This window comes from Corynebacterium sp. MSK004, assembly GCF_030232515.1.
Classification (GTDB): domain Bacteria; phylum Actinomycetota; class Actinomycetes; order Mycobacteriales; family Mycobacteriaceae; genus Corynebacterium; species Corynebacterium hesseae.
In genome coordinates, this window is record NZ_JASPKB010000001.1 from 1 (window position 1) to 26924 (window position 26924).

A 26924-nucleotide genomic window follows, 5' to 3' on the forward strand; every position below is an offset into this window, starting at 1 on the left:
GAAGCACTCACATCAGCTACACTGACCCGAGCAGCATAGCTAACCCCCGACGTGTCTACTTTCCGGGGGTCAGGCCCAAGCCCGTCGATTGCTAGAGAGTTTCAATCGGCGCTTCAGTGACGTTCTGATGGAGGAACAACAGCACGCTATCAACTGAGGGGTGGGCATTGTTCGTGCCCGCGCCCACTCCTTGAGCGCGTGTCATATTGACTCACGCGCCACTGAACACACTCCGCGCCTACCAAATCGCATCACTCTCAAACCACTTCAACTCGCGCCCGAAGACACAAACGCGCACGAAAAGATTTTTCAAGAAATTTTTCTCCCTGCTCACACGCTGTTTTCCTACGTTCTCGCGCACTTGCAAAACGCAATAATGCGATATCGCCAGTTTCACGCTCCGGCGCTCGCTGGTTGATTAATACCACCTCACCACCAACCCCATCCTGCACCAACGCACACTTGCGAACCGAAACAGACGTGTAATTAATCGTCTACCTGCACCTACTAGGTAATTGCGCTTTATATTTATTAACACCTACTAGGTAGTCACACCCGTGCCACCTCGAACGATCCACCAGTGCGCACCAACAAGCACGATCCGCACATTTCGACGTATCTAAATCCTTTGTCCTGCGGTTGAGTTGTTCATGTCACCGCAACGACACACAAACTTCTTGACAGTCGAGAAGTGTTGCGGACCGACGAACAAGTAAAGGAATTGTGTACTGATGAAAACGACTACAACTAACAACCGCTCCCAGCAACAACGAGCAGCGAAGAAACCACCAGTGTTTCCCGTGCAGGTACGAATGGCGCACTCGGAAAAGTGGAACATCCGTGGAAATCCGAAATCCACCCACAATCCTGATCACCCGATTGTGGTCCTAGAAGATGACCCAATCTCGCTCATCGAGCAGGTATGCGAACTCGTTCCTCCTATGCCAACAGGGAAGAAGGGACTGATCTATACCGATTGGACCACCAACGTTCACCCAACAGAACTTCTTTTTAAGATCGGGAAAGATGCCGAATCGGGAAACACCTCGCTCAACAGTCCTGTGATCTACTCGGGATCGCCTTCGATGCAATACAACGGCGGGATCTTCCTCTATCACGACGGAACACTAGATGACATTTGGCATCAATTGGCTTATGCGCTGCACTCGATTGCAGGTGGTGGGTTTATCGTTCTGCCGGATGCATCTGGGTTTGCGAAGTTTTGCATGATCGCGGTGATGAACGGGTGGGAGAACTTCTTACCCGGTGAGTCATTTGCTGACTTGGCTGCTCGCTTAGACGAAGAGGAGGGGCGCGAGTCTGAAGGTGTATCTCAAAATGACTTACGCCCCATACCTGCGCCAATCCCACCCGCGCCACATGCCACTACCGGCTAAAACGCTTCCGGTATTCCTCCCAGCGCTTCCGGTCACGCTCTTGCAAGCGCTTGTGCTCATGCTCGCGCCAGAACTCCGGCGCGTCCTTATACGGGCGCGCCTTCTCCGGTGCCCATAACGGGCGCGACATAGCGACCTCTAACCGGGCAATAGTTTCACTATCCGCCCATCTCCTGGCACGAATCATGTCCATGATCACCGGAAGATCCACGCCGACCATTTCAGCGAATCGCTTGTAGGTAGGCGGGGTAATCCGCCCGCGCTCCATCTGGACATGGATCTCCCGATCCAGGTTGCGCGCAAGGGTGATCAGTTTCCAGTCCAGCGGGGACGGGGAGAACTGTTCTTCCAATTCCTCATCAGTCAACTGCATCCAGTTCGGATGACGTTTTCCGAACGGCATCCGCTTTTTACGTCCGGGGCTACCCGGTTCTACCTCACTCATCAGGAGGTGATCTCCACACAACAACTATCCATAAAGAAAGGCTTATCTATGCTCAACATCAAACCGTGGCTCGCTGATTTTCTCGGCGTGCTGCCCCCACAAACGAAAACCGCTGGTGTGTTCAAGTCGCGCCAGAAGTTCCCCATTAATCCAGCGCTCACCCCGGATGACGCGCCCAATGGATGCGTGAGAAATCCCGGAACTGCGGGCGAAATCGTGCATGGAATTAATCACTCCCGCCCGTTCCAGCGTTTCCAGCATGCACTCTATATTCCTTGCGACCTCAACGGCGCGAGCAAGCACGGGGTCATCAACTTCGACCTGGCTAAATCGCGTCCCCTGATTACACCCCGCGAGATCGCGGGGACGAGTGGTTGGAGCGCGTCCGGACATGCCCACCAGTCTACGGGGGTGGCAGCATGAGCACGCAATACACACTCGATGACGCGCGCAACCAGGTAGGCGCTTACGTCCCCTCCCCCACTACGGTCTCCCCTGACGATTGGGAGCAATTGCGCCCCACGATCACGAAAATGGTCATAGACGTGTTCTCCTACGCCGACAAGAACCCTCACACGGTGAAACTCACGCGCGATAACGTGACGAACTTCCTCACTGTGCTCACTGGACACACCGCGCGCATCCTTGCAGAACACGGCAGTCTTGACGATGTTGACTTATTCGATCCGGAAACCATTGCATGGAGCGTGAATCAACTACATCTCAAGCAAGCGACGAAAGAAGAACGAAAACGACACCTCACCACTATTGGCAACGTCCTTACCGCTATCGGAACACGTACCTGGAAAACGAACGCTCGTCACACTGATGAGCAGTACAAGCCGTACTCACCCGATGAAGTATCCGAGATAATCCGTTCGCTCGATGCACAATCAACGCCCTTAAAGCGCGAGTGCGTGCGCGTGGCGGTCACACTTGGACTTGCAGGTGTGACAACCGATGAAATCATTCTTATTCGCGCTCGTGATGTGCATGACGGTTTTATCGTGTCCGTTGACGTGAACGGGCGAACACACGCGATTGCCCCGTCACTGTCTGATCGTTTTCTTCAGATCGTCCACGAACGTGAACCCGATGAGTTTGTGTTCTGCCCCTCTCGCAAGCGAGATCCACAAGCGGTGTCCGAATACATGTACCGATTCAAACGTGGACCGAATCTTCCGCCAGTCAACGTGCGAAGACTCGTCGCGACATGGCGTGTCAACCTAATCAAGAGCGGGATTTCATATGAAGCGTTCCATGCTCTTACAGGCAAGTCCATGCACATCTACCAGCGCACCCGTGCGATTGCACCACTTGATACAGGCGCTCTCGTGGAGTTTGCAGCGATTGCAACGGATTTAACGCTAACCGGAAGAAACGTGGTGTCCGACTCTCGTGTGCATCGTCCGGAAGAGCCAAGTACCAAAAAGTGTCAACCTACGGAGTTGACAATAATCGAGGGAGGGCGCAATTAATGCTCCTGACCTTGACATATCCCATTGTGGCATGGCAGACTCTAGTAAGTTTCGTTCCATTTGGAACGTGTTTTGCGCTAAAGGAGTCCTTCACACTGTCCGAGTTGTTATCCGCATCCGTTTACATGAGCACTTACCAGCCAACCGTGCTCGACATGCATGATTGGCAACAGGTTCGCACCTTCGTGTCTGAGTGTGTCGTGTCCACCTACCCCGAAGCATCCGGCGATACGTTACGCAAGATTGCACTCGGGGTTGCACGACTTGCAATTGACGCACTTCACCACGGCTACGATCTCGTACCCGAGCAGGTGTTTGACGCGGACTTCATAGCCTTTCACGTTTCGAATTTGAATCTTTCCACGCATACGTTGTCCTCGTTGGAGTCTAAGTTGGAAAAGGTTGGGCGCACAGTCTCGATGACGTGGAACGGGAGAGATGATAAAGTCTCCTACCCCACCAGCCTTGCCAACGAGCCTTATGACGATAACGAGGTCGCTTACTTGAACCAGTGGGCGAGCGCGTTAGCGACGGATCGCGCTCGCGAGAACGCTCACGTTCTGCTTGCGCTTGGACTGGGCGCGGGACTGCGTAACTGTGAGGTCGATTCGCTCACGGTTAAGGACGTGGAGATTACTCGCGCGGGTGTGGTGGTGTATCCACACGGCTATCGCGGGGCGGGGAAACGTTATGTTCCCGTGTCGGCTGATTACGCTGACACGCTCTGTGATGCGATAGCAGGACGCGCGCAGGATGAGTTTGTCTTTCTGCCGGGAGATCGTGTTACTGGGCGCTCGTGCGCGTCTGATTTCGTGCGACGGGTGCGCTTAGCGCACGTTCCGGTCACGTTATCGAGAATGCGTACCACCTGGATTGTGCGATTGATGAAAGCGCATATTCCGGAAGCAGCGATTTGTGAAGCGTCAGGTTTGCGCGATCTTCAGCATTACGTGAAGTATCGCGAGCGTGTAGGGGCGGTAAGTGCGCGAGCCTTTGAAAATCAGATCCGCTACGCGGGTACGGACACGCCCCCAGCATTGCGTGCGATCTAGGCGCGTGCGTTGGGCGCGGGTGCGTGCTCGTGATTCATTTTGACTCACACCACCCCCTCCCCCACCCGGCACACTCCCTTACCTAACCACAACTTCATTATCGAACATACCAACGAATTAATACCAAGAAAGGAGGTGTCCGCGAGATGCCACAACCTCAACCCATTACGATCTACTCATCCACGATCCATGTCAGCCAGATTCAGGCGGTGGCACAAATCGTGGACACTTCCGGCGCGGTCGAAATGATCACTGCATGGGTAGACGAATCCCGCGCAGACAAACACCCAGGTGGCGCGAAACCATACATTTCCATCCGCACGGCACTGATGATCATGCTCGCGCTCGGCGTGGAAGCGTCCCCGCTACTAATCACCGAAGGCTCGCGTCTGATTTGCGGGCGCTTGTCCGAACAAGCATGGGAAGAAATTGGGCTCGCCCCGAAAGACTTCAAAAAATACGACCGTTTCACCGAAGATGAGCGACGTGTCTGGTATCACCGCTTGCGCCGAACGTTGGAAACGATATTTTCCGTCGTTGACCCCTACCCGGAGACTTCCAATTACAAGCGCAAGGATAAGGATGAGTACGAGCGATTAAAGAAATCTCGCAACAAAGCCTTAGTGATTACGCGCAAAAAGCGTGCGCACGTTCTTATGAATGCGCTCATTGAAGCAAGCCGTGCCACGTTTGGGCAAGATCGATTGTCCGAGTGGAAGGGCGACGTGTGTGTTGATGGAACGTCCACGGTGATTTCTCGCAAGGGCAACACGAAACATTCCACCCGTACCGCTGCTGACGCTGACGCGGGCTGGTACGTGCGCGAGGGTGATCACAAATCGGACGGTTACGATGACAAGCGCAACGTGTTTTGGGGCTATGAGTCCACACTAGTGTCCATGTTTGGCTCCGGCTTCGGTAGCACGTACCCGGCGCTGATCGCTGGTATTGGTTTTGACCGTCCTGGCAAGCGCATTTCCGAAAAAGCGCTTTGGGCGATGGATAACGTGATTAAGGCGGATACCCCGTCCGGTCACTTCGTTGGCGACCGCGCATATTTCCCGAACGCTGCACCTCAGAACTTGCAAATTCCGCTTCGCCAACATGGGTACAAACTCGTGGGCGATTACAAGCGTGGAAATCAGCAGTATTACGGCATCCAGGGAACGCACGCAGGTGCGGTGTTGCTTGATGGTGTCTGGTTTTGTCCGTCCATAAGTGCGAAAGAGCATTATGTTAACGCGCGGGAAAAGCGCGACAATGGGGAAATTACCGACGAAGAATACACCGCAATTGTCGAAGACCGCAAACAGTATGCACTTGCGTCCAAGGGGATTGATAAATCGACCGGCAACCAGCGTTTTGCATGCCCTGCGAAGGGGAAATGCCCGTCGGTGTCGTGTTCGTTGGCGAAGAAGATTCCGTCGAAGCAAAAGGATGTGCGCAAGCGCCCGAAGGCGTTATTGCCAATTCAGCCTGTCCACCAGCCGACGAACCCCGGACAGATTTGCACTCAGGGGACGATCACGATCCCGTTGGAATGGGAGCAGAAAACTGCTTCCGATAAGCGTTCAAGTTCGCGCGGGGTGAAGGAGAACACGGGCGCGGGCGCGGGAGTGGCTTCTGGTGAAGATGAATCACTGGCTGGCGCGTTCGACACGGTTGAGGATGTGCTCGCACACTTAAAGAAGGTAGACGCTGAGCAGAAACCACACAGCGCTACGAATACGCCTGGCGATGATGCAGGTACTGGTGAAGGTTCAACTCCCCGCCGTCCGCGTTTGAAGACTCGTGCGCGCAAGGTCACGGTTGGTGAGGACGGTACTGGGAGCGGTGTAACCCACATTGGCACGGGAGCGTCGAAGGTGGGAACGTTCGCGAAGTTGGAGCAGCAGGGACCACATCATGGCTCAAAGGCGTGGCATGAGTTGTATGGCACTGGGCGAAACATCATTGAGACTCGTAACTCCATGCTGAAAAATCATGGTGGTTCTGGCGTGGGGCTGGGCGCGTCCACTACTCGTTTGTTGCGTGGTTGGGTAAAACAGTTTTTCCTTTTGACTGTTGGCGCGGTGAGCGTGAACGTGCGCTTGATTCAGTCATGGTTGCGTGGTGAGGGCGACCCAGCGAAGAAGCCAACTGGGCGCGGTCCCGGACAACCGCCGAAGCAGCGTGTGAAACCGTCGCCGTTGGCGGATGTGGCGACTGGTAACGATCCGCCAATGGTCGCGTAGGCGTTGGGTGTGGGAACCCGGCGCGGGCGCTGTTTTAGATCGGGAGGGCGTGGAAATTGGGGTGGTGCGGGTGCGGGGGCACGTAGTATGTGGAATGCGCGTATTATCCCGGTTTGGCGTGCGGGAGAACGGTTTAATAACAGAAAAAGCACCCGGTGAAGGGTGCTTTTTCTGTTTCTGGGGAGTTTCGCGAATCTGGACTAACCAGTTCCGCGAATCCCTCCGGGAAGTTGGTAGCGGGGGCAGGATTCGAACCTACGACCTCTGGGTTATGAGCCCAGCGAGCTACCGAGCTGCTCCACCCCGCGTCGAGATGTACTTCCGAACATCAAGCGCTTCAGCACACTGTGGTTAATCACTGGGATTGTTACCCCGTGTGCCGGCGACTCATGTAACTATACAGACGCCATGGCGCCTACCCAAATCCCCTGGGCAGGCGCCATTTTTCTGGACTATGCGGAGCTACTACTGAGACTGCAGCGAGCGGTACTCCTCCACTGCCTTGTCCAGCTCGTCCAAGGCCTTGCCGTACTCCTCAAAGGAACCGTTCTTAGCCTTGTCCACGCCATCGAGAGCCTTGTTGATGGCGTCGATAGCCTCGCCTTCACTCGATGCCTTCGGAGCGGAGGCCGGTGCGGAAGCGTCGGAGTCCTTGGAGTCAGCCGCATCCTTCTTGTCACCGCCAGCGTTTCCGGCCTGGTCACCGTCCTTGCCGGTATCGCCTTCGATCTCCGTAATGTTCTGAGCGGCCTTCGGGTCGATTCCAACCTGGTCGAGGGCCTCACCGATGGTCGGGGCATAGCCCACACGGCCCTTGTAAGAGACCAGCACGCGCAACAGCTTCGGGAACGCGGACTCTTGGCCCTTACGTTGCGAGTAAATCGGCTCGAGGTAGAGGATCTCCCCATCCCCCACCGGCAGCGCCAAGAGGTTACCGTTCTTCAGGTCATTCGACCCCTGCCACAGCGTGCGGTCACGCGCCACCTGGTCGGAAGACATCATCGCGTCCTGTGCCTGCTTCGGGCCCTGGGTCTGGGTATTCGTCGGCAGCACACGCACGGTGATGTTGCCGTAATTGTCCGGGTCCGAGGACACCGCCATGTGTGCGGAGAGGAACTGACGGTTCAGGCCACGGTAGGAAGTGATGAGCTGGAAGCTCGGCTTCTTGGTCTCCGGATCGGCAGCCAGCACGTAGTACGGTGGCTGGTTCAGACCCTGGGATTCACCGGCGGTGGGGTCCTCCGGCACGGACCAGAAGGCATCGTTGTTGAAGAAGACGCCCGGGTCATCCACGTGGTACTTGGCCAGCAGATTGCGCTGCACCTTGAACATGTCCTCCGGGTAGCGCAGGTGCTGGCGCAGTTCGTCGGAGATCTCCGACTCTGGCTTGACGACGCCCGGGAACACACCCTCCCACGCCTTGAGCACGGGGTCTTCGGTGTCGAACTCGTAGAGATCGACGGTGCCATCGTAGGCGTCGACAGTCGCTTTGACCGAGTTGCGGATGTAGCCCACCTGGTCGTTGACCAAGCGCTGCGTCGTGCCCGTCGGGTTCTGAGTGTCCTGGGTGGTCTCCGTCAGGGAGGTGCGCTGCGAGTACGGCAAGGAATCCAGTGTGGTGTAACCGTCCACGACCCACTTGACGCGGCCGTCGATAACCGCCGGGTAGGTGGAGGAATCCGTGGTCAGCCATGGGGCGACCTTCTCCACGCGCTCGCGCGGATCGCGGTCATAGAGCAGCTTGGATTCCGAGCCAACACGGTCCGAGAGTAGGAAGTTTAGCTCCTGGTATTTCAGGGCGTAGGCGGTGCGGTCGACGATGTTTCCGATGTCTACGCCGCCCTTACCGTCGTAGGTGTAAGTGGAGGTATCGGTATCGTATTCCACCGGTTTATCGCCGGTCTTGCCCACGATGGCGTAGTCCATGCCATCCTGTGCGCTAGCGATCACAGGGCCGAAGTAGGTGCGCGGCTGGTCAACCTTGATGCCGAGGGATTCCTCAGCGTTCTTGGTCTCGCCCTCGCCTTCGGCGTCCTTGCCCGCCTGGGTCTGCAGGTCAGCAACAGTGAAGATGGGGAAACCACCGCGGGCGGAGCCGGCGTCACGAGCCACCTCATCGACGGTATTTGCCTGCGCGGCGATAAAGCCGTTGCCGTGGGTGTACACGGTGTGGCGGTTGATCCAGTTTTGCTGGTTCTCCTGCAGCTCGTTGGGGTCCAGCTCGCGCGCGGCAACCACGAAGTCACGCAGCTCGCCGTCGATTTCATAGCGATCCATGGCTAGCGTTTCTGGGAAGCCGTAGAAGTTCTTCAGCTGCTGCATCTGGGTGAACGTCGGCGCCAAAATGTCCGGGTCCAGCAGGCGCAGGTTGGAGATGGTGGAGTCATCGGAGGCGACCTTGTCATCGGAGACGTCGTCAGCACCCCAGTTCTCTTCGTAGGTCACCTTGTCATCGGTGAGGCCATAAGCAAAACGCGTGGACTCAATGTTGCGGGAGATGGACTCCGCCTCTTTTGCCTGGCGGTTCGGGTTCACGGAGAAGCGCTCCATGATGAGCGGCCAGCCCTGACCAATAACCAGGGAGGACAGCACCATGAGCACCACAGCGAGGCCCGGGATGCGCAGGTCCTTAATCACCACTGCGGAGAAAATTGCCACGGCCACGAACACGCCGATGATCATCAGAATGATCTTCGCCGGCAGGTAGGCGTTGATATCCGTGTAGGAGCCACCCGTAAACAGCGAGTGCTGGTTATACAACAACTCATAGCGGCCCAGCCAGTATCCAGCCACCTGAAGCAGCATCCAGATTCCGGCGGTCACGGCAAGTTGAGTGCGCGCCGACTTAGACAGCGAACCACGCACACCCGCGGCGCGGTTACCCAGGCGAATGCCACCGAGGATGTAGTGCCCCACCAGTGCGATAAGGAAGCACACAGCGACCAGCATGGAGAAAGCATTGACCAACATCGACCACACCGGCAAGCGGAAGGCGTAGAAGCCGAGATCGTGGTTGAACTGCGGGTCAGCCACCCCAAAGTCATGGGAGTTCAGGAAGAGCATGACGGTGCGCCAATTTGCCTGGCCCAGCAGGCCAGAGACAACGCCGACGAGGACTGGGATGACCTTGAGGAAGACCCTCATCGTGCTTTCAATGGATTTGCGATATTGATAAACCGGGGAATTGAAATCCGCCATGTCCATCGAATCGCCGCGCCCGCGCCAGACAATCAGCCCTGCTACGTAGGTGACGGCCGCCGCCACTAGTCCGAAGAAGATGAAGAGCACGATGCGCGTGATCAGGGTCTTGGTGAAGACCCCGCGGTACTCAATCGCGCCGAACCACTTCCAATCCGTGTAGAAGCCCACGAGCATGGGGCCAATGAACAAGAGGACCGCGATGATGGCGACAACCCACGAGAGAAACTTGGGCGGACGTTTCATCGGGGCGGTGGGTCGGTTGAGTCCGGAAGCCAACTCCAGCTCCAATCAAGTGTCGTGCGAATATAGAGGTATCAAGCTTCTAGTCTAGAGAAGCACTATGACCGTCAACGAACAAGGACGCTTATGAGTTCCCAACCTTCCTCCCAGCCCGCTGTACACCGCGCGCTCAACAAGGCCATGCGCGAGGCCGTGGATTTCATCCACGCCGAGGGTTGGGATGCACCTCCTACCCTTTTTGCTCTCGTCCCCACTGAGCTGGTGGCCGCACAGCTCGGTGACGTCGATGACTCCTCTCCCCTCACCCTCGTGGTGCAGGAATTGCCGGAGGGCATCGAGCCGGGCTCGGAGCACCTCGCGGACTACGTCTCGCGGCTGGCGTGGCCGCGGGAGATCGCCGGCGTCATCCTGGCACAGGAGATCATGTTCAAGGACACCGCGGACGCCGCGCTTGGCGACGCCCGCCCCGCGCGCCTCTTCTCCGGAGTCCTGCGGGCTACCGCCATGGCCAGCAGTTCCACAGCCGATTCGGAGGATATCGACGAGGACGGCGCCGAACTCACGCTTCTTCAGCTGCGCCCCACGGAGGAGGAACTGGCAGAAGCTGGCCCCTTCGCGCAGGACGATATTCAGCTGCGCGGCGGCCCGAACGTGGCACCGGGGGTCATCGCCGCCCTGCGCTACGGATTGGAGCAAGATCCGGAGGAGATGCTCTAATCGGCTCAACCTCTCATCGACTAAACTCAGTCTGCAGTGGCCATTAACGCTCAGCTCTCGGGGCTGGGCACGGAATCGATAGAGGAGTCTCTCGTGCGCTTGACATCTCGCTTCACCGCCGCAGCATCGGCCGTGCTTGCCACCGGCTGCCTGCTCACCGCATGTGGGAAGGACGATGCGCCCTCCCCCGAGCCGGCTCCTGCAAGCGAAGAAACCACTGCAGCCGCGGAGAAATCCAGCGCGCCGGCCCCGGCAACCACTGCCGAGGAATCCGAGACGCTCTCTCCTGCCGCATCCGAGACTGAGACCAGCTCGGGCGCGGAGGATGAATCCTCAACCCGCAACCCCGCCGACCGAAAAGACAAAGACAAGGACTCCAGCGAGTCCTCTGAACCAAGCGGCACATTCACTGATTCCGTGGAGCAGGCTTATGAGATCTTCGGTGGGCTCGTCCCGGAGGAGATCTTCGCTCAATTCGACCGCTGCGATCCCAACGGCGTGACGGATTCCTTCAACTGCTCCGGTTCCGAGGTGGGACAGTTCCAGTTCTTCAAGTCCAAGACCAAGGCTTCCCAGACCACCCAGGTTCTCACCGAGCTGCGCAGCTCTCGTGTCATCGAGGACAGCGGCAACCGCGTCGTGGGCTGGTCCATGCTGGGCAACACGGCCATCCTCACCGTCGTGGACAACGATGAAGGCCTCATCATGCAGCAGATGATCTCCACGGACCAGGACGATCCGGAAGAGCGCCTTACAGAGCTGGGCTTGGTCTAGGCTCACACTTTTCGTGCCGCCCCGGTGAGGTTAGGTGCGGCCTAGCCTTCGCAGGTCTCGACGGGCTTGCCCGCCCATTGATGTCACCGCAGGGCCGGGGGCTCGACAAGAAGCACTCGAAACTGCCCTACCTGCCAAAGGTTCCGAACTTGCCTAAAGGCGTTTTAGCACGCGATCAATGACTGTACTCACTGGTACAACAACGAACGGTTCCAAAAGCGACTCCAGGGCCTAACTCCGAAGCAATACCGGAATCAGACTCTTGAGCCTCCAACTGCCTCGAATTAAACCAGTCCAACTTTCGGGGCAAGTCCAGAAGTCACTCTGCTTAATTAGAGCTGAACCGACATGTAAACGTCGTATAGCTTTTGTGACCACTCCTCATAGGTCTGGTACTGACCATCCTTGCCCTTGGCGGTATACATATATTTCGCCATCTCGGAGACTCCCTCGTTCGAGAGCTCTGCACATTCGGTCATAGAGAGGTTAGGGCATTCATTTTGAAGCCGAGCAGAATACTCGTCGTAGATGGCTTGGTAACCATGAGTGGAACCTTCCTGAGAACCGTCTTCAGCGGCGGGAGCCTCGGCGGGGGTTTCTTCTTCTACAGGTGATTCATCGATGGGGGCTTCTTCGGCAGTTGCAACAGGGGCGTTTGCAAAGTACAGGGTCACTGTTTCATCAGAAAACCATGCCTCCGCCACTTTGCGTTCGCTGTCGGAACAATCAGACGATTCTTGGTCGTTCTCCGTCCCTTGCACTGCATCCACTCTCCAGCCTGCTTCTCGAACCTTTTCACAAGCTGCAGAAATGGTAAGTCCATTAACGTCAACTTCCTGGAGCTTTTCCTCCGATGAACATGACGCAAGGGTAGCAACAAGAGCAATTGCCGAAATGCCTGTGGCAATCTTTTTAATCATTATTAAAGAATCCTTAAATTCGAGAGAGGGTTAATTGCGTACCTTCGAATTCGATGACACGCGTTCTTGAATGAAAGAGCGTGTGCTTCTAGAAGAAACCGCTGAAATATTAATATAGCTGCCAATGCCTTAGGAATCCCATTATTGACCCCTGTAATGTCTGAAGCGTCTTGGGTTTAGTTCGACTTCATTGAACGGCGCTACGGATCTTGGGTGTGAACGAGTTCCACTCTGGGCGGCGAGTTTGGGCAGTGCTAGTCCTACGTACTTAGCCTTCGCAGGTCTCGACGGGCTTGCCCTCTGCAAAGTCGTGCATGGCTGTGATGGCGTCATCCAGCGTGTGGACCTTGGCCACCACCATGTCGCCGGTGCCACGGCTGACCGCCTCCGCGCAATTATCTGCAGGTGCGAGGAAGAGCTCGGCGCCCGCTTCCTGCGCGGCGTGTACCTTGTGGACGATGCCACCAATGGGGCCGACCTCGCCGTCCTCACCGATGGTGCCCGTGCCGGCAACAAACCGGCCGCCGGTGAGATCCTCATCGGACAACTTGTCGATCACCGCCAATGTAAACATCATTCCGGCCGACGGTCCACCGATGTCCTGTAGGTTGTAATCCACGGTGATGTCTTCGGTGGGCACTGAGGTCATGAGGATGCCCAGCAAAGCTACGTCGTCGTGCTCTGGGTGTGCGCCGAGGGTCACCGGGACTGTCTTTTCCTCGCCCTTGCGAATAATCCCCAGCTTCACCTCATCGCCGGGCTTAAGAGCGCGGATCTTCTCCTGTATCTGGCCAGGCTCCGTGACCTTGTCGCCGTTGACGGCGGTGATGATGTCGGCGTCGTCAAGCGCGCCCGCAGCGGGACTGTCGTCGAGCACCTGTGCTACCTCGATACGCACGGGCTTGTGCAGGTAGTCCATGGCTGCGACGGTGGCCGCTGACTCAGACTGGGTAAAAGCCTGTTGATTGGCTTCCTGAACTTCCTCATCCGTCTTGCCTTGCGGGATGACGCTGCCGATGGGGACGATGGTGTCATCGGTGAAAAGCCACCGCCCCAAAGCTTGAGCCAACGTCATGTTGGTGCGAACAGAGACCGTCGTCATGTTGAGATGCCCCTGCGGCTGAAACGTTTCCGGGGCCTCGACGTTGACCACCGGCTCCCCTTCCACTTCACCCAAGGTGTCCAGGGTAGGACCTGGTCCTTCGGCGGCGTACGGCACCGACAGGGTGATATCGGTGCCGGGGATGTGGTCGACGCTGAGCAGGGTTCCCGTCAACACCACCGGAATGGCTCCCCACGTCAAGGTGGACAGGCGGCGGGTTCGGGGGTTCTGCGAAGATTTCACGGAGGATCAGCCTACAGCCTCGTGATGCTTGTTCGCTCTCAGCGTTGCCGTGGTCCTAGAATCCGCACTAGGAAACCTAGTAGATTAGGCCCCATGAGCAACGGATTCGGTTTTTCCTTCCCCAATAACGACGATGACGATGATAACGATCGTCGCGACCAGAACCCGTTCGGCGCCTTCGGCTTCAGCGCGGGCAACGGTGGCCTAGGAGACTTGTTGAATCAGTTTGGCCAGATGCTCTCCGGTATGGGTTCTTCCATGAATTCCCCGGAGGGTGCCGGCCCGGTCAACTATGACCTGGCCAAGCGCATCGCGCACCAGCAGATCTCCGGCGATAAAGAGATCAATGATAAAGACCGCACTGCAGTGCAGGAAGCCGTGCGGTTGGCGGAACTGTGGCTGGATGATGCCACGATTCTGCCCACTGCCTCCGGCACCGTGACCGCGTGGAATTCTGCGCAATGGTTGGATGAGACTCTGCCGATGTGGCAGCGCATGGTCACCCCGGTGGCGGAGCACATGAACTCCGCGCAGCTGGAATCCCTGCCGGAAGAAGCCCGCGAGATGATGGGGCCGATGACCTCGATGATGAACTCGATGTCCGGCATGAACTTCGGTATGAAGCTAGGCCACGCCCTGGGTGACTTGGCCGCACAGGCTCTTACCGGTTCTGACTTCGGCTTGCCGGTCTCCCCCGCAGGCACCACCGCACTCTTGCCGCACAACATCCAGGCCATAGCGCGCGATCTCAACGTTCCGGGCCAAGAAGTGTTGGTCTATATCGGCGCCCGCGAGGCCGCCCGCCAGCGCCTGTTCAAGCACGTGCCGTGGTTGGTTGAGCGCCTCGTCTCCTCCGTGGAGGAATACGCCATGGGCTTGGTCATCGACACTTCTCACATCGAGGAAGCCACACGCGAGCTCAACCTGGAGTCCGGTGACCCGCAGGCCATCCAGGATGCGATGAACAAGCTGCAGGGCATGGACCTGTCCCCGCGCATCACCTCCCGCAATGCGGGCGCGGCTTCCCGCTTGGAGACTCTCCTGGCACTCGTCGAGGGCTGGGTCGAGCACGTAGTGACCGAGGCCCTGGGTGAGCGCATCCCGTCCACGAAGGCGATGAATGAGGCGTGGGCTCACCGCCGCTCCACCGGCGGCTCCGCAGAAAAGGCCTTCTCCCAGGTCGTTGGCATTGAGCTAAACGCGCCGAAGGTAGAGGCGGCAGCTGAGCTGTGGCGCCGCGCCACCGTCGCAGTGGGCGCCGATAAGCGTGACTCCGCCTGGGACCACCCGGACCTGCTACCTACCGCAGAGCACCTGGAGAACCCGGCTTCCTTCATCGACGGTTTGCTCGATGACACCCCCGACGAGGGCTTTGAAGAAGAGTTTTCCAAGCTGGAGGAGATGCTCCGCCAGCAGGACGCCAGCGCCAGCGATGCTGCTGACGAGGACAAGAACACGGACGCTGGCGAGGATAAAGAAAACAAAAAGGACAAGCCGGAAGACGAGAACTAGCGGAAGCGCTGGTAGGCCTCGAGGTATCCCTTCGCGCGCTCGGCTTTGGGGGCTCGATCGGCCCACTCCCAAAACTCCGGGCCATGGCCCGGGATGAAGGTGTGTGTTAGCTCGTGGATGATGACGGCGTCGAGGACGTAGTCGGGAACATCCTGCAGCCGGTCAGAAATCCGAATATCTCCCGTTGAGGTAGTGCAACTACCCCAGCGGGATTTTTGGTTACTCACCCACCGGATGGATCCCACCGTGGCGCGGCCCTCCAGAAAGCGGGCGTTCAGGGTACGGGCGCGGGAGGACAAGGAGTCGTCGGAAAGCTGCGAAGAGCTGTGCTTCTTGCGGACCTTCGCCACGATGCCATCCACTGCTTCACGTTCCTCCGCCGCCGACATCCAGGCGGGGATACGCACCTCCACGACGCCATCAACGACGCGGGCTTGGACAGTGCGGCGGCGCCGGGCGGAGCGGATAACGCGTACCTCGGGATTGCTCGACATGACAGGGCATTCTACCTGTGGTGCAATGGTGGCTAAACACGGCTGGGGTGGATTAAGAACGGGGAGGAAAAATCATGGGTGCTAAGACGTACATGTTGGCGCCAGAAACCGTGGTCATTGAACGCGAGCCTGGAATTCTCCAGTGTGGGATGGATGCCACGCGCGTCGGGGTCTTCGAAGCCCACCCGCAGCTGGCGGGGCTGCTCAACCGGCTGCGCACTCCGCTGACCCGGCAGACCATTGAAAAGTCCATCGAAAACACAGGCGTTAGCGCCTCCGCTGCTCGCAGTCTGGTCGATGATCTGATTAGCTATCGCGTTCTGTGGCCGGCTCCCCGTCCCCAGCGCGTGGCGGTTTTGGGAACCTCGGCCCTGGCCAATGAGCTGCGCGACGTCCTGCTTAGCGATTCCTTCCAACCCCGTTCCCCTCTCCACAGCGAAACCCCCGCCGAGTACATCGCGAACGTGGCCGGGCACCTGCCTATCGTGGCCGTCGATATGTTGGATGGCGCCACGGAATGGGCACAGGCACTGAGTAATTCCCCGGCGACCTGGCTGCCAGTGTCCATGCTCGATGCCCGCGGCATCATCGGACCGGTCCGCGTAGCTGGAGCCGGTCCCTGCCCGATGTGCGCGCACCTGCACCGCATCGAAGCCGACGAGCAGTGGCACGAGGTGGCTCACCGCGCCGCAGCGGTAGAGCCACCTGGTGACCCCATCGTGCGCACGGCGATAGTGATGCATGCGGTGGTGACCATCCGCCGACTCTTGGGAAGACCCGCCCCGCCAGGGGCACCAGGCGGTAAACCGCTAGCAGGTGAGCTCACGGAGATAGACCTCTACGGCATGGAGCAACGCCGCCTGCTCATTGAACACCCGCGCTGCACGTATTGCGCCGGTGTTTAAGCGCGGGCAGACGCGATGATCTGCAGCACCTCCGCGCCATAGCGCTCCAGCTTAGAAGGGCCCACCCCGGAGATATCGAGCAGCTCCGCCTCGTTTGTGGGAAGCGCCTCCGAGATCGCTTGCAGGGTGGCGTCAGAGAACACGACATAAGCAGGTACCTGAGAGTCCTTCGCCACGGACGCGCGCCACGCGCGCAGTGCGTTGAAGACATCCTCATCGCCCTCGTATTCACACCACTCGTGGCGGCCTAAGACCTTTTCCGCTGGGCTGCTGAGCTGGCCCGAGCACACCCGGCAGCGGCGCGGGCGATAGCGGCGGTTGGAGGATTGGCTTTCTTCGATTCCTGGCACCACGCCATCCAAGAAACGAGTGCGCTCACGCGAAGCCCGCGAGCCGGTGGTCTTTGCCAGAGCCCACGACAAAGCTAGGTGCTCGCGCGCACGAGTAATGCCGACATAAAACAGCCGGCGCTCCTCCTCCACGTGCTCATCGCCGGCCTTGATGGCGTGGTTGATGGGTAGCAGTTTTTCGGTGAGACCAACGAGGAAGACCGCATCCCACTCCAAGCCCTTGGCTGCGTGGATGGTGGCCAAGGTGACGCCCTCCATCGTGGGGTTGTGCTTGTTTTCGGAACGGCGGTGTAGCTCACCGAGCACGCCGGGAAGATCGATGCCCTCGTGGTCCTCCACGATTTGTGCGATGAGATCCACCAGTGCGGTGAGCGACTGCCAGCGCTCACGGGCCTGCGCGCCCTGCGGCTCCGTGGCGGACAGTCCCAGCTCCACGAAGGCCGCGCGCGCCACGGCCACCGGATCGTTCGGCAGATCATCGCGGCGCGTGGCGGCGATGAGCACGCGGATGGCCTCCAAGATCTCTGGGCGGCGGAAGAAGCCTTCGCCGCCGCGCACCTGGTAGACCACTCCGGCGTCGGCAAGCGCCTGCTCAAACTGCTCCGACTGCGCGTTGATGCGGTAGAGGATCGCAATCTCCGAGGCCTTAACTCCCTGGTTGAGCAAGGTCAGAACCTGGCCCGCGACCTCCTTGGCCTCGATCTCCTCAGACTCATAGGCCTTAAACGTGGGCTCGGGCCCTGGCTCGCGCATACCCTGCAGCTCCAGACGGGTTCCCGCAGCGCGGCCTGAAGCCTTTGAGATAACTTCGTTGGCCAAGTTCGTCACCTGCGGGGTGGAGCGGTAGTCTCGCTGCAACTTCACCACAGTGGCCTGCGGGTAAGTGCGAGAAAAATTCAGCAAGTACTCCGGGGAAGCCCCGTTGAAGGAGTAGATGGTCTGGTTAGCATCACCCACAACCGTCAGGTCATCGCGCTCCCCCAACCACGCCTCCAACACTCGCTGCTGCAGCGGCGTGACGTCCTGGTACTCATCCACCACGAAGGTGCGGTACTGCTCACGGAATACCTCAGCCACCGAAGGAACGTTCTCGATGGCACCGGCGATATGCATGAGCAAATCATCGAAATCGAGGTACATGACATCCGGAGTGGCCTTCATGTCCTCATAGCGGCGAAAGACCTCCGCCACCTTGGCCGGGTCCCCCGGTGCCTCGCGGTCCGTGGATTCGATGATGCCGGGATAGCCCTCGGGGCTGATCAGCGAGGACTTTGCCCACTCGATTTCCCCCAGGAAGTCACGGATGGTGTCCTTGTTGTTGTCCAATCCGAGTGAGCGCACCGCGCGCCCCACGAGGCTGAACTTGTTGTCGATGAGCTGCCAAGGCAGATCCCCCGCAACCTGCGGCCAAAAGTACTTCAGCTGACGGCGCGCCGCGGCGTGAAAGGTTTGGGCCTGCACTCCCCCGACGCCCATGTGATTGAGACGCTCACGCATTTCGCTTGCGGCACGAGTAGTAAACGTGACGGCCAGAACGCGTTGCGGGTTGACGAAGCCCTGGTCCACCATGTGGGCAATGCGATAGGTAATCGTGCGCGTTTTGCCCGTACCGGCACCCGCGAGGATGCAGACCGGACCGCGCGGCGCCGTGGCTGCGGCCCGCTGGTCTTCATCAAGCAGGGACAGATCCGGTCTCATCACCGTGGAACCACTCCATAATCATCGTGTGTGCAATTGAGCCCTTGCGGGCAATGGTCAGTTCTGGCAGTTCAGCGCGGGACACCCACCGCACTTCCGCGAGCTCTCCGTCAGTATCGCACACGGGCCGGACATCCTCCGTGACCGCGGAAAAGCCCACCATCAGCGAACCGCTCGGTGGCCAGGGTTGCGAGCCCCAGTAGGTAACTGATTCAACGCGGCGACCGGTTTCTTCCAAAGCCTCGCGGACCATGGCCTCTTCGAGGGTCTCGCCGGGATCAACATAACCGGCAATGAGCGAAAAGAACCCTGAACGGTGCCGGTTGCGAGCCAGAAGAATACGGTCCGTTTCCGGGTGGCGGATGATGCCGATGACGGCCGGATCGAGGCGCGGGAAAACGAGGCGCTCGCCATCGTGGCCCACAGCCCCCGGGGCAGGATAGGACAGCTCACGCCCAGTGCGCGGATCAAAGCGCGCTTCACGACGGTTACGAATCAGGTGCAGCGCTTTGAGAATATCGCGCTGGCCGTTGAAGAAGGTGGCATCGCGCAATGTCCCGAGCCGTTCGGCGGACTCAGTGTCCATGAGGAAAGCATGGATGGCCCCGGCTGTCACCACGATATCCCCCGCCGGCTCAGCCAGGTAAACAGGTTGCCCTCGTGGCGTTACCGGAACGCGGCCGGCTTCGGTGACGGGCAGGAACATTAGTTGCCTTCGTCCTCATCTTCATCGGTATCTTCCGCGGCTTGCTGCATCTCGTGCTTGATGTAGAGCAGGCGGTCACCGGGCTTGAGCGCGTAGGCATCTGCCGTGTCGACGCGGTGCAGCTCGTTATTACGCAGGACGGCCAGGACAATGTCCGCGAGGTGGCGCGGGTTGGAGCCCACCTCGAATTCGCGTACAGCGCGCTCGGCCACGGAGAAGCCCTCATTCGGAGAGAGGAGGTCCTCCATCATCTCCACCACCGTTGGCGTCACGGTGGCGAGGCCCAGGAGGCGGCCGGCCGTTTCCGCGGAGGTGACCACCGAGTCGGCACCGGACTGCAGGAGAAGGTGGCGGTTTTCGGATTCGCGCACAGACGCGACAACCTTGGCCTTCGGATTGAGCTCGCGCACAGACAACGTGCACAGCACCGCGGTATCGTCCGTGGACGGCGTCACCACCACGGAGGAGGCGTGCTGCGCGCCGGCGATGCGCAGGACATCCTGTTTGGTTCCGGAGCCATAGATGGTGACAAGGCCATGGTGCTCGGCGCTGGCTAGGGCCGCACGGTTATTGTCTACGACCACGATTTGGGAGGCTGGGACGTCATCGGCGATAAGCGCGGCGACCGCACCGGCGCCCTTGGTGCCATAGCCGATGACGACGGTGTGGTTACGCAATTGCTTTCTCCAATTCTGGATTTCAAACGTGCGACGGGCTCGATCCGTCAGAACCGACAAGGTAGCACCGACCAACAAAACAAGGAAGAGCAGGCGGGCCGGAGTAACAATAACGAGGTTGATAAAGCGCGCCGTGGGGGTCACAGGGACGATATCGCCGTAGCCCACAGTGGTCAACGACACCGCTGAATAGTAAGCGGCATCGAGGAAGGACAGGTCTTCGCTGTAGCCATCGCCGTCGAAAAAGACGACGATGGTGACGAAGACCAACAGCCCCATGGCCCAAATAACGCGGCTTGCCAGCTGTTTCCACGGGCTGGTGCTCTGCGTGCGCGGAATCGTGATGACGTCGATCAGCGCATGATCTGGCTGCGAGGTCAGCTCAACCTGCGACAAGAAACGCGATGTAAAGCGTTTACCTAAGTGCTTGGGCACGAAGTGCCAACCTCCCTAGACAGTGCGGATTTCCTCGTGAGACTACCTTAGACTCAACCCCGGTGGCGTGGAAACTGCGGAGCTTAAAAGCTCAGCCAACCGTGCTCCGGTGGGCAAGTCATCCGGCTCCAAGAGATAATTCTCATGCACGTAGAAGAACGCCGCGCGGACGGTCTCCACGCCGTGGATGCGCCGCCATGCTTCTGCGTAGACAGCCAGCTGAATCTGCGCCGAGGCCAATGCGGCGCCCTGCGGGCGGCGGCCGGTCTTCCAGTCCACGATGAGCCAGGAGCCATCCGGCTGCTGGAACACCGCGTCCATGCGGCCGCGGACAACCGAGTCCCCAATGGTGATCTCGAAGGGGGCCTCGACATAAGCGGGAGTGCGCTGTGCCCACTCGGAGGCCAGGAAAGACTCCTTGAGGGATTCCAAGTCATGGTCCGGTTCGTCGTGCGAGCCTGGCAGCTCGTCCTCCCCCAGCAAGGCTGGGGAACCGAAACGATCCTCCAGCCAGGCGTGGAAAGCTGTGCCGCGCTTGGCATAGGAATTGGGCTTGAAGGGAATGGGGCGACGCTGGCGGCGCGCGAATTGGGTGGGATCCGCCGACATAGCCACCATGTCGGAGGCCGTCAGCTCGCCAGGCAGTTCAACATCGACCACGGGGGCTTGAAGGGCCTTGTGTTCTTCGATGAGCGCACTCGCCTCCTGCTCCCAGAGCCCAAAGACTTCGCCATCACGCAGCGACGGTAAGTCCTCCATCGCCGCGCGCACCGCGTCTGCTGCTTTCAGTGCTTCCGCTTGCGGGGTCAGCGAGGGAAAAGACGCCTCGTTAACCGCGCCTTCCGCTTCTTCTTCCGGAACCTCGGGGACCTCCCAATGGACCACCAGATCTGGGTGCTTATCCGCCAGCAACTGCAGGTAGGAATAGGGCCCCTTCTTGTTCTTGCCCTTCATCCTGTTGGTGCCGGAGCCCGTCACCGTCAACGTGGACTCCGTGCGGGTCATGGCCACGTAGAAAAGACGCGCCGCTTCCTCTGCCTGGAACTCGCGGTTTTGTTCTTTGAATGCTGTGCACGCCTTGTCGAAGTCGGTGCGTGTCACCGCATCCTCGGGGACATCAATGACGTCCTCATCGCCCGGGGCCTTCTCGATCTTGGTCAGGAAGGTTTCCGCCTGCGCCTTGTAGCTCGAGGAATCCGCATGTGCCACGCACACGTGCTCCCATTCCAAGCCCTTGGCCTTGTGCACTGTCATGATCTGCACGCGGTTGCGCACGAGCGGGACCTCTCCCAGCTCGAGTCCATCTTCCTTCTCCTTAGCCAGCTCAAGGTAGTCCAAGAGGCCGGCCAGGCCATCCCCGTGGAAGCCCGCGACGAAGTCAGCGAAGGCGTCGAGGTGCGTAGTCCCACCAGCCTTACCGGAAGCGAGGACTTCGGTGCGCAGGCCGAAGAGCAGCTCAATGTCGGCGAAAATGTCATTCAACGACTTACCCAGGGAATAGGTGCGCAAGTAACGCAGCTTGGAGGAGACCTCCTCCAAGCGTTCTAAGCCTTCCACGCTGTAGCGATCGCGCTCGCCGAGGTCTGCGAGGGCGTCGGCAAGCCCCAGCACCTGGTCCGGGCCCTCCGCAGTGATCTCCTCGACCTGGATAGCCAGGTGCTCCAAAGGATCACCGCCCTCCCACCGCGTGCGGCCCTCGGTGGTGCCTGCCAGGTTGCGCTGACGCGAATGCAGCGCCTGGATATCGGCGATGCCCAAGCCGCACATCGGCCCGGTCAGCACGCGCAATGCCGCTGCGCTGTCCTGTGGACGCACCAAGAGCGTAGCCACCGCCACGAGGTCTTGGATCTCTGGCTGCCAGAGAAGCCCACCGAGGCCGAAGATTTCATTGGGCACGCCAACCTCATCCAAGGCAGCGGCGATCAACGGCGATTGCTTATTGGTGCGCACGAGCACGGCGGCGTTGAAATCCTCGCCTTCCGGCGTGGACTCATAGAGCTGACGAAGATGCTCAGCGATGAAAGCGCGCTCCTCGTCCTCCGAAGCGAAGTAACCCAGCTCAACCGTGCCGGCCGGTGCGGTGGGCTTGGGCGACAGCTCATCCACGGGGCGCTCGCCGGGGCTTGAGGAGAAGAGCTCCGAAGCCACGTCATTGGCCAGCCCCAGTACCGTCGAAGGGTTGCGCCAGGAGGTGGTGAGCTGATCCTTCGGCGCCGGGGTGCCGTCCGGCTGCGGAAAGTCCGTGACAAAAGCCTCCAGGTTTTCGGCCGTCGCGCCACGCCAGCCATAGATGGACTGCATGGGGTCACCGACCGCAGTAACGGATAGTCCCTCTCGCTCGCCGCCAAAGAGGGAGCGCAATAGGATGCGCTGCGCGTGGGAGGTGTCCTGGTACTCATCCAACATGATGACGCGGTAGCGCGCGCTTTGTTGCTCACCCAAAAGCGGGAAGTTTTTGGCCAGGGTAGCGGCGATGGACATCTGCTCACCAAAGGTGATCACCCCGCGCTCCGCCTGTTCTTTCTTGAGTGCTTCCACCAAGGGCAGGTACTCCAAGCGCAGGCGCTGGATATCCAAGTACTTCTGCAAGTCTTTGCCGAACTCGCCTTTAGTCCGCTTGCTCTTTTCTAGATCCTCAGCGGTTTTTCGGAAGATATCCTCGTGCTCATAGAGATCCTGTGGATCTTTGAGCTCCCCGTCCATCGTTTCCGCGAGCTTGAGCAAGGTCGCGGTCACCGTGGCCACCGCGTTATCGGTGCTCAGCGAGCCCGTGTAGTTGCTGACCACCTCGTGGGCGATGGCGTAGCGTTCCGCCTCCGTGATGATGCGGGCATTCGGCTCCACCGGCATGAGCAAGCCATACTCGCGGACGAGATCGCCTGCATAGGAGTCATACGTGGACACGTTGGGAGCGATATTCTCCACCGCCTCAGCCGCCGGGCTGCCCGGGGCAAGGATTCCAGAAGAACGCAGCGTCAACAGCTGGCGGCGGATGCGTTGCTCCAGTTGCTGGGCGGCCTTGCGGGTAAAGGTGAGGCCGAGGACCTGCTCCGGCCGCACCAGACCGTTTGCCACGAGTGAGACCACGCGTGAGGCCATCGTTTCCGTCTTACCAGCGCCGGCGCCGGCCACGACGAGTTTCGGACCGAGCGGGCCATCGATAACAGCGGCCTGTTCCGGGGTGGGAGGAAAAGGCTTGCCCAGCGCGGCAGCAAGCTCCTCAGGGCTGAAGTGTTGAGCCGGATTCTTAGGCATTGGTCACCAGACCTCCTTCATTCATCACAGGGCAAATAGAGCGGATCGGGCAGCGATCACAATCGGCGTTTTCGCGCGCGGTCAGATCCGGTCCGCGCAGCTCAGCCACGAGCGCGGGCAGCATTTGTGCAAATTCCGCAAGCTCTTCTGGGGGCTTGGTGGCTTGTTCTCGGGTGGGCACGGAGGCAGCGCTCGACCGCGGGAACACCAGAACACCACCGCCGCGCGGCAGGCCATCACCGGTCCGGATGGACACGTCATGGGATTCGCTACCTGGTTCTGCTGCAGCCCCGACGAGCTGGCCGTGTGCTAGCGCCAATTGATACGTCATGAGCTGAGTATTGTCCTGAGCGCTGGTCGCCGACGGGACTTTTGTCCCCGTCTTGAGATCCACCACAACGTAGTCCTCGCCGGCTTTTGCCAGCCGGTCGATGAACCCACGGATGGTGACTTCGGGGCCAATATCCACGGTGACGGGGACCTCGACACCCACGGGCTCGAGCGAGACTGAACTCGAGAGCACCCAGCCATGGGTGCGGTCGATGAGGCGTTCAAAGTCCGCGCGTTCAGCTTCCCGGTGCCACGCTGGGCCTTCCACAAGCGAGTCGAAAGCATCGAGCACCAGCCGCTTCGCAGGCTCTGCGGCCGCGCCGCGGCCTAAAGCCTCCAAGAAGGCATGCGCCAGGTTGCCCCGCACGAGGTTGATGTTCGAGGAATCATCTTCCACCAGCTGCCCCAACACGGCGTTGAGCGGGCACGTGAGCAGGGCATCGACCCGAGACGGCGATACTGTGCTCGAACCACGCAGCGGAAGCTCGGAGGCCACGCCGCGCGCGGCCCACCAGTGATCGGGATGCGCCCCTGGGACCCCAGCCTTTGCCAAGCGTGCCAACTGCCGTACTGCTTGGGAGCGCTCCGCCTCTCCGGTTTCCGGATCGGTAGCGCAGCGGCGTAGCTGCGCCACGAAGGAAGGCACTGACAACACCGAGACATCGAGGGGATCCACTTCCTCATCGCCACGTGAACCGCTGTGCAGTGTGACCGGGCTCGGATCCGGAACCTCGAGGCCCAACTCCCGCGGCCAGGCCTGGCGCGCCAAGCGCTGGCCGGCCTCCCGGCGCGCTTGTGCCCCGGGAACATCGACTCCGCGTGCAGAAAGGAATTCGTCGATGAAGCGGGAGGGTTCCTCCACCACATCGCCCTCCGGCGAATCCACCGCCACGATGAGCAGGCGGCTCAAGTGGCGGGTGGTAGCCACGTGGAAGAGGCGGCGCTCCTCCGCTAAGCGCCCGGACACGTGGCTCACCGGTGTGCCGGGCGTAATGTCGCGGTCGATGAGATCAATGAGGTCTTCTTGTCCAAAGAGGGAGCCGGTCTCCCCCACCGAGGGCCATGTGCCCTCTTGAACGCCCGCCACAATGACGGTGTCCCACTCGCGCCCCACCGCGCCGTGCGCAGTGAGGATCTCTACAGCATCGGGCAAGGCCGCGCGGCGGTCGCGCACGCCGGTAGGCAGCTCCTGCTCCGTGATGTGCAAGATGAAGGATTCCAACGATGCCGCCGGACGGCGCTCGGCGTAATCACCGGCAGCGTCGAACAGCGCCATCATCGCATCCAGGTCGCGGTCTGCCTGGGAGCCCGCGGCACCACCGCGCAGAGCCGCTGCCTGCAGGCGCGTGTCCAAACCGGTGGCCTGCCACACCTCCCAGAGGACTTCCTCAACGGCAGCTCCCGCACGCAGGGCCGCGCGCCCAGCAGACAGCACCCCGCGAATGCGCGCCAGAATCGCTTCCTCGCGCTCCGTGAGGAGGTTGTTGAAGTCCGGCAACTCACCGTCCAGCAGCTCACGCAGCGATTCCATTCCGCGCTGTTCCGGCTTCCAACGGCGCAGGCCGCGGATGAGTCGGCGCAATGTTACCGGGTCAGCTCCACCGACAGGCCCAGTAATCAGGTCCTCGAGCTCTGCAGGATCGAGTTCATTCTCCAAGGCGCGCAACGCCAGGAGCACTGCTTTGACCAAGCGCTGCTCAGCAAGCACGACGTCCGTGGGATTGATATGTACCGGCACGCCAGCGCTAAGCAGTGTGCGACGGGCGGGACCAATATCCCCGGTGGAGCGCACTATCACCGCGATATCGCGCCATTGCACCCCGTCTTCGAGGTGGCGGCGGCGAACCGTATTAGCCAATACATCACGCAAAGTACCGCGGGAATCCACAACGCTGACGCACGCCGGGGAAGGCGTGCGGTGCGTAGAGCTCAGACGCAGCTCGTTCTCTGCCTCCCAAGTGGTGAGGAATTCCGAGTTGGCACCGCGGAAGGCAAAGACCGCTTGGTCGGGGTCACCACCAATCACTGTGAGGCGAGCGGTCTTTGCCAGCTCAGCAATCAATTGCCCTGAGGTCGGGTCCAGCAGCTGGGCATCATCGACCACGATGGTGTGCCATGGATGCTCACGCAGCAGCTCCGGGCGCAAAAGAACCTGGCTAACCAGCTCCGCAGCGGAATAGGAATGCGAACCCGCCAGCGCCTGGGTGCGCTCATATTCGCGCAGGAACTCGCCCGCGGCCGCCCACATGGGCCGGGAGTAGCGCTGTCCCAGCTCCTCCAAATCTGAAGGCCCCAGGCCGCGTTCGATGGAGCGCAGCAACAGGTCACGCAGTTGGCGCGCAAACCCCACGTACTCAAGGGCTGGGCGCATCTCCTCCGGCCACGCGCCCCTGCCATCGGCTGCATGACCCTGGAGCAGCTCACGGATCACCGCATCCTGCTCAGCGCCGGTAATGAGGCGCAGCTCTTCCTCGCTGCCTTGGCGCAGGAGAGCAAAAGCCAGCGAGTGCACCGAGCGCACCATCGAGGTCTGCGCGGCGTAGTCATCGAGGTTCTCAGCTAACTCGCGGCGCAGCAACGAGCCGGATTCCTTGGACGGGGCAACGACAAGGATGCCGGAGGCATCGGCGCCGGCGTTCAGTTGTGCCAAGACAACGTCGATAAGCAGGCTCGATACTCCCGACCCCGCCGCTCCCAGGACTCTCCACGTGCCCTGTTGCGGCAATGGCACGTCCCACCTGCGTGAGGCGGCACGACGT

The 26924-nt window shown here is 59.9% G+C and carries 19 protein-coding genes, 1 tRNA gene and 1 pseudogene; 10 read left to right on the plus strand and 11 right to left on the minus strand.

The window, feature by feature from the left end; translation table 11 throughout:
- Positions 1-731 precede the first annotated feature (731 nt).
- Positions 732-1397, plus strand: coding sequence for a hypothetical protein (locus tag QP999_RS00005; protein WP_101732514.1), 666 nt, complete (start codon positions 732-734; stop codon positions 1395-1397).
- Here the strand turns inward: QP999_RS00005 and QP999_RS00010 are convergent.
- A complete protein-coding gene (locus tag QP999_RS00010) occupies positions 1387-1770 on the minus strand; it encodes a hypothetical protein (RefSeq protein ID WP_284847314.1) in 384 nt (127 codons plus the stop codon). The two genes, QP999_RS00005 and QP999_RS00010, sit on opposite strands and share 11 nt — an antisense overlap.
- Positions 1771-1779: 9 nt before the next feature.
- Here QP999_RS00010 and QP999_RS00015 point away from each other — a divergent pair, with 9 nt between their 5' ends.
- The 4 genes from QP999_RS00015 (at position 1780) to QP999_RS00030 (ending at position 6606) form a co-directional block, all read left to right on the plus strand.
- Positions 1780-2265 carry a hypothetical protein gene (locus tag QP999_RS00015; RefSeq protein ID WP_284847315.1) on the plus strand — a complete coding sequence of 162 codons (486 nt, stop codon included), beginning with the start codon at positions 1780-1782 and terminating at the stop codon, positions 2263-2265.
- Complete coding sequence (locus QP999_RS00020; RefSeq protein ID WP_284847316.1) at positions 2262-3320, plus strand: site-specific integrase; 1059 nt, start codon at positions 2262-2264, stop codon at positions 3318-3320. Before QP999_RS00015 ends, QP999_RS00020 begins: the two co-directional genes overlap by 4 nt.
- 125 nt (positions 3321-3445) lie before the next feature.
- Positions 3446-4372 carry a tyrosine-type recombinase/integrase gene (locus tag QP999_RS00025; RefSeq protein WP_284847317.1) on the plus strand — a complete coding sequence of 309 codons (927 nt, stop codon included), beginning with the start codon at positions 3446-3448 and terminating at the stop codon, positions 4370-4372.
- 146 nt (positions 4373-4518) lie between these two features.
- Positions 4519-6606 (plus strand): hypothetical protein, encoded by a 2088-nt coding sequence (locus QP999_RS00030; RefSeq protein ID WP_284847318.1) that lies wholly within the window; start codon positions 4519-4521, stop codon positions 6604-6606.
- 231 nt (positions 6607-6837) lie between these two features.
- Here QP999_RS00030 and QP999_RS00035 read toward each other — a convergent pair.
- Both QP999_RS00035 and QP999_RS00040 read right to left on the minus strand, forming a co-directional pair.
- Positions 6838-6914, minus strand: a tRNA-Met gene (locus tag QP999_RS00035).
- Between the two features lie 157 nt (positions 6915-7071).
- On the minus strand, positions 7072-10050 hold the full coding sequence (locus QP999_RS00040; protein ID WP_070520226.1) for a UPF0182 family protein: 2979 nt from the start codon (positions 10048-10050) through the stop codon (positions 7072-7074).
- A gap of 123 nt (positions 10051-10173) precedes the next feature.
- Between QP999_RS00040 and QP999_RS00045 the strand changes: the two genes are divergently transcribed.
- The 3 genes and pseudogenes from QP999_RS00045 to QP999_RS00055 form a co-directional block, all read left to right on the plus strand.
- Positions 10174-10764, plus strand: a complete 591-nt coding sequence (locus QP999_RS00045) for a PPA1309 family protein (RefSeq protein ID WP_101735981.1) — start codon at positions 10174-10176, stop codon at positions 10762-10764.
- A gap of 93 nt (positions 10765-10857) precedes the next feature.
- Positions 10858-11538, plus strand: a complete 681-nt coding sequence (locus QP999_RS00050) for a beta-N-acetylglucosaminidase (protein WP_284847581.1) — start codon at positions 10858-10860, stop codon at positions 11536-11538.
- A 168-nt stretch (positions 11539-11706) separates the two neighbouring features.
- Positions 11707-11826, plus strand: a pseudogene (locus QP999_RS00055) (IS3 family transposase); the annotation flags it as partial.
- Positions 11827-11870: 44 nt separating this feature from the next.
- Here the strand turns inward: QP999_RS00055 and QP999_RS00060 are convergent.
- Together QP999_RS00060 and QP999_RS00065 are read right to left on the minus strand one after the other, a co-directional pair.
- On the minus strand, positions 11871-12458 hold the full coding sequence (locus QP999_RS00060; protein WP_284847319.1) for a hypothetical protein: 588 nt from the start codon (positions 12456-12458) through the stop codon (positions 11871-11873).
- Positions 12459-12726: 268 nt separating this feature from the next.
- Positions 12727-13803, minus strand: a complete 1077-nt coding sequence (locus QP999_RS00065; RefSeq protein ID WP_070532446.1) for a YlbL family protein — start codon at positions 13801-13803, stop codon at positions 12727-12729.
- 93 nt (positions 13804-13896) lie between these two features.
- Here QP999_RS00065 and QP999_RS00070 point away from each other — a divergent pair, with 93 nt between their 5' ends.
- Positions 13897-15315 carry a zinc-dependent metalloprotease gene (locus QP999_RS00070; protein WP_284847320.1) on the plus strand — a complete coding sequence of 473 codons (1419 nt, stop codon included), beginning with the start codon at positions 13897-13899 and terminating at the stop codon, positions 15313-15315.
- Here the strand turns inward: QP999_RS00070 and QP999_RS00075 are convergent.
- Entirely contained in the window at positions 15312-15809 is a 498-nt protein-coding gene (locus QP999_RS00075; RefSeq protein WP_070520212.1) for a M48 metallopeptidase family protein, read from the minus strand. The genes QP999_RS00070 and QP999_RS00075 overlap by 4 nt on opposite strands.
- Before the next feature lie 74 nt (positions 15810-15883).
- Between QP999_RS00075 and QP999_RS00080 the strand changes: the two genes are divergently transcribed.
- Positions 15884-16714, plus strand: a complete 831-nt coding sequence (locus QP999_RS00080; RefSeq protein ID WP_284847321.1) for a hypothetical protein — start codon at positions 15884-15886, stop codon at positions 16712-16714.
- Here the strand turns inward: QP999_RS00080 and QP999_RS00085 are convergent.
- Genes QP999_RS00085 through QP999_RS00105 form a run of 5 tightly spaced genes read right to left on the minus strand, consistent with a single transcriptional unit; the run spans position 16711 to position 26896 of the window.
- A complete protein-coding gene (locus tag QP999_RS00085) occupies positions 16711-18765 on the minus strand; it encodes an ATP-dependent DNA helicase UvrD2 (RefSeq protein ID WP_070624436.1) in 2055 nt (684 codons plus the stop codon). The two genes, QP999_RS00080 and QP999_RS00085, sit on opposite strands and share 4 nt — an antisense overlap.
- Positions 18737-19468 (minus strand): NAD(+) diphosphatase, encoded by a 732-nt coding sequence (locus QP999_RS00090; RefSeq protein WP_070624435.1) that lies wholly within the window; start codon positions 19466-19468, stop codon positions 18737-18739. Before QP999_RS00090 ends, QP999_RS00085 begins: the two co-directional genes overlap by 29 nt.
- On the minus strand, positions 19468-20580 hold the full coding sequence (locus tag QP999_RS00095) for a potassium channel family protein (RefSeq protein ID WP_070520204.1): 1113 nt from the start codon (positions 20578-20580) through the stop codon (positions 19468-19470). The genes QP999_RS00090 and QP999_RS00095 overlap by 1 nt, the downstream gene beginning before the upstream one ends.
- 42 nt (positions 20581-20622) lie before the next feature.
- Positions 20623-23835, minus strand: coding sequence for an ATP-dependent helicase (locus QP999_RS00100; RefSeq protein WP_284847322.1), 3213 nt, complete (start codon positions 23833-23835; stop codon positions 20623-20625).
- On the minus strand, positions 23828-26896 hold the full coding sequence (locus QP999_RS00105) for an ATP-dependent helicase (RefSeq protein ID WP_284847323.1): 3069 nt from the start codon (positions 26894-26896) through the stop codon (positions 23828-23830). Before QP999_RS00105 ends, QP999_RS00100 begins: the two co-directional genes overlap by 8 nt.
- Between the last annotated feature and the right edge of the window lie 28 nt (positions 26897-26924).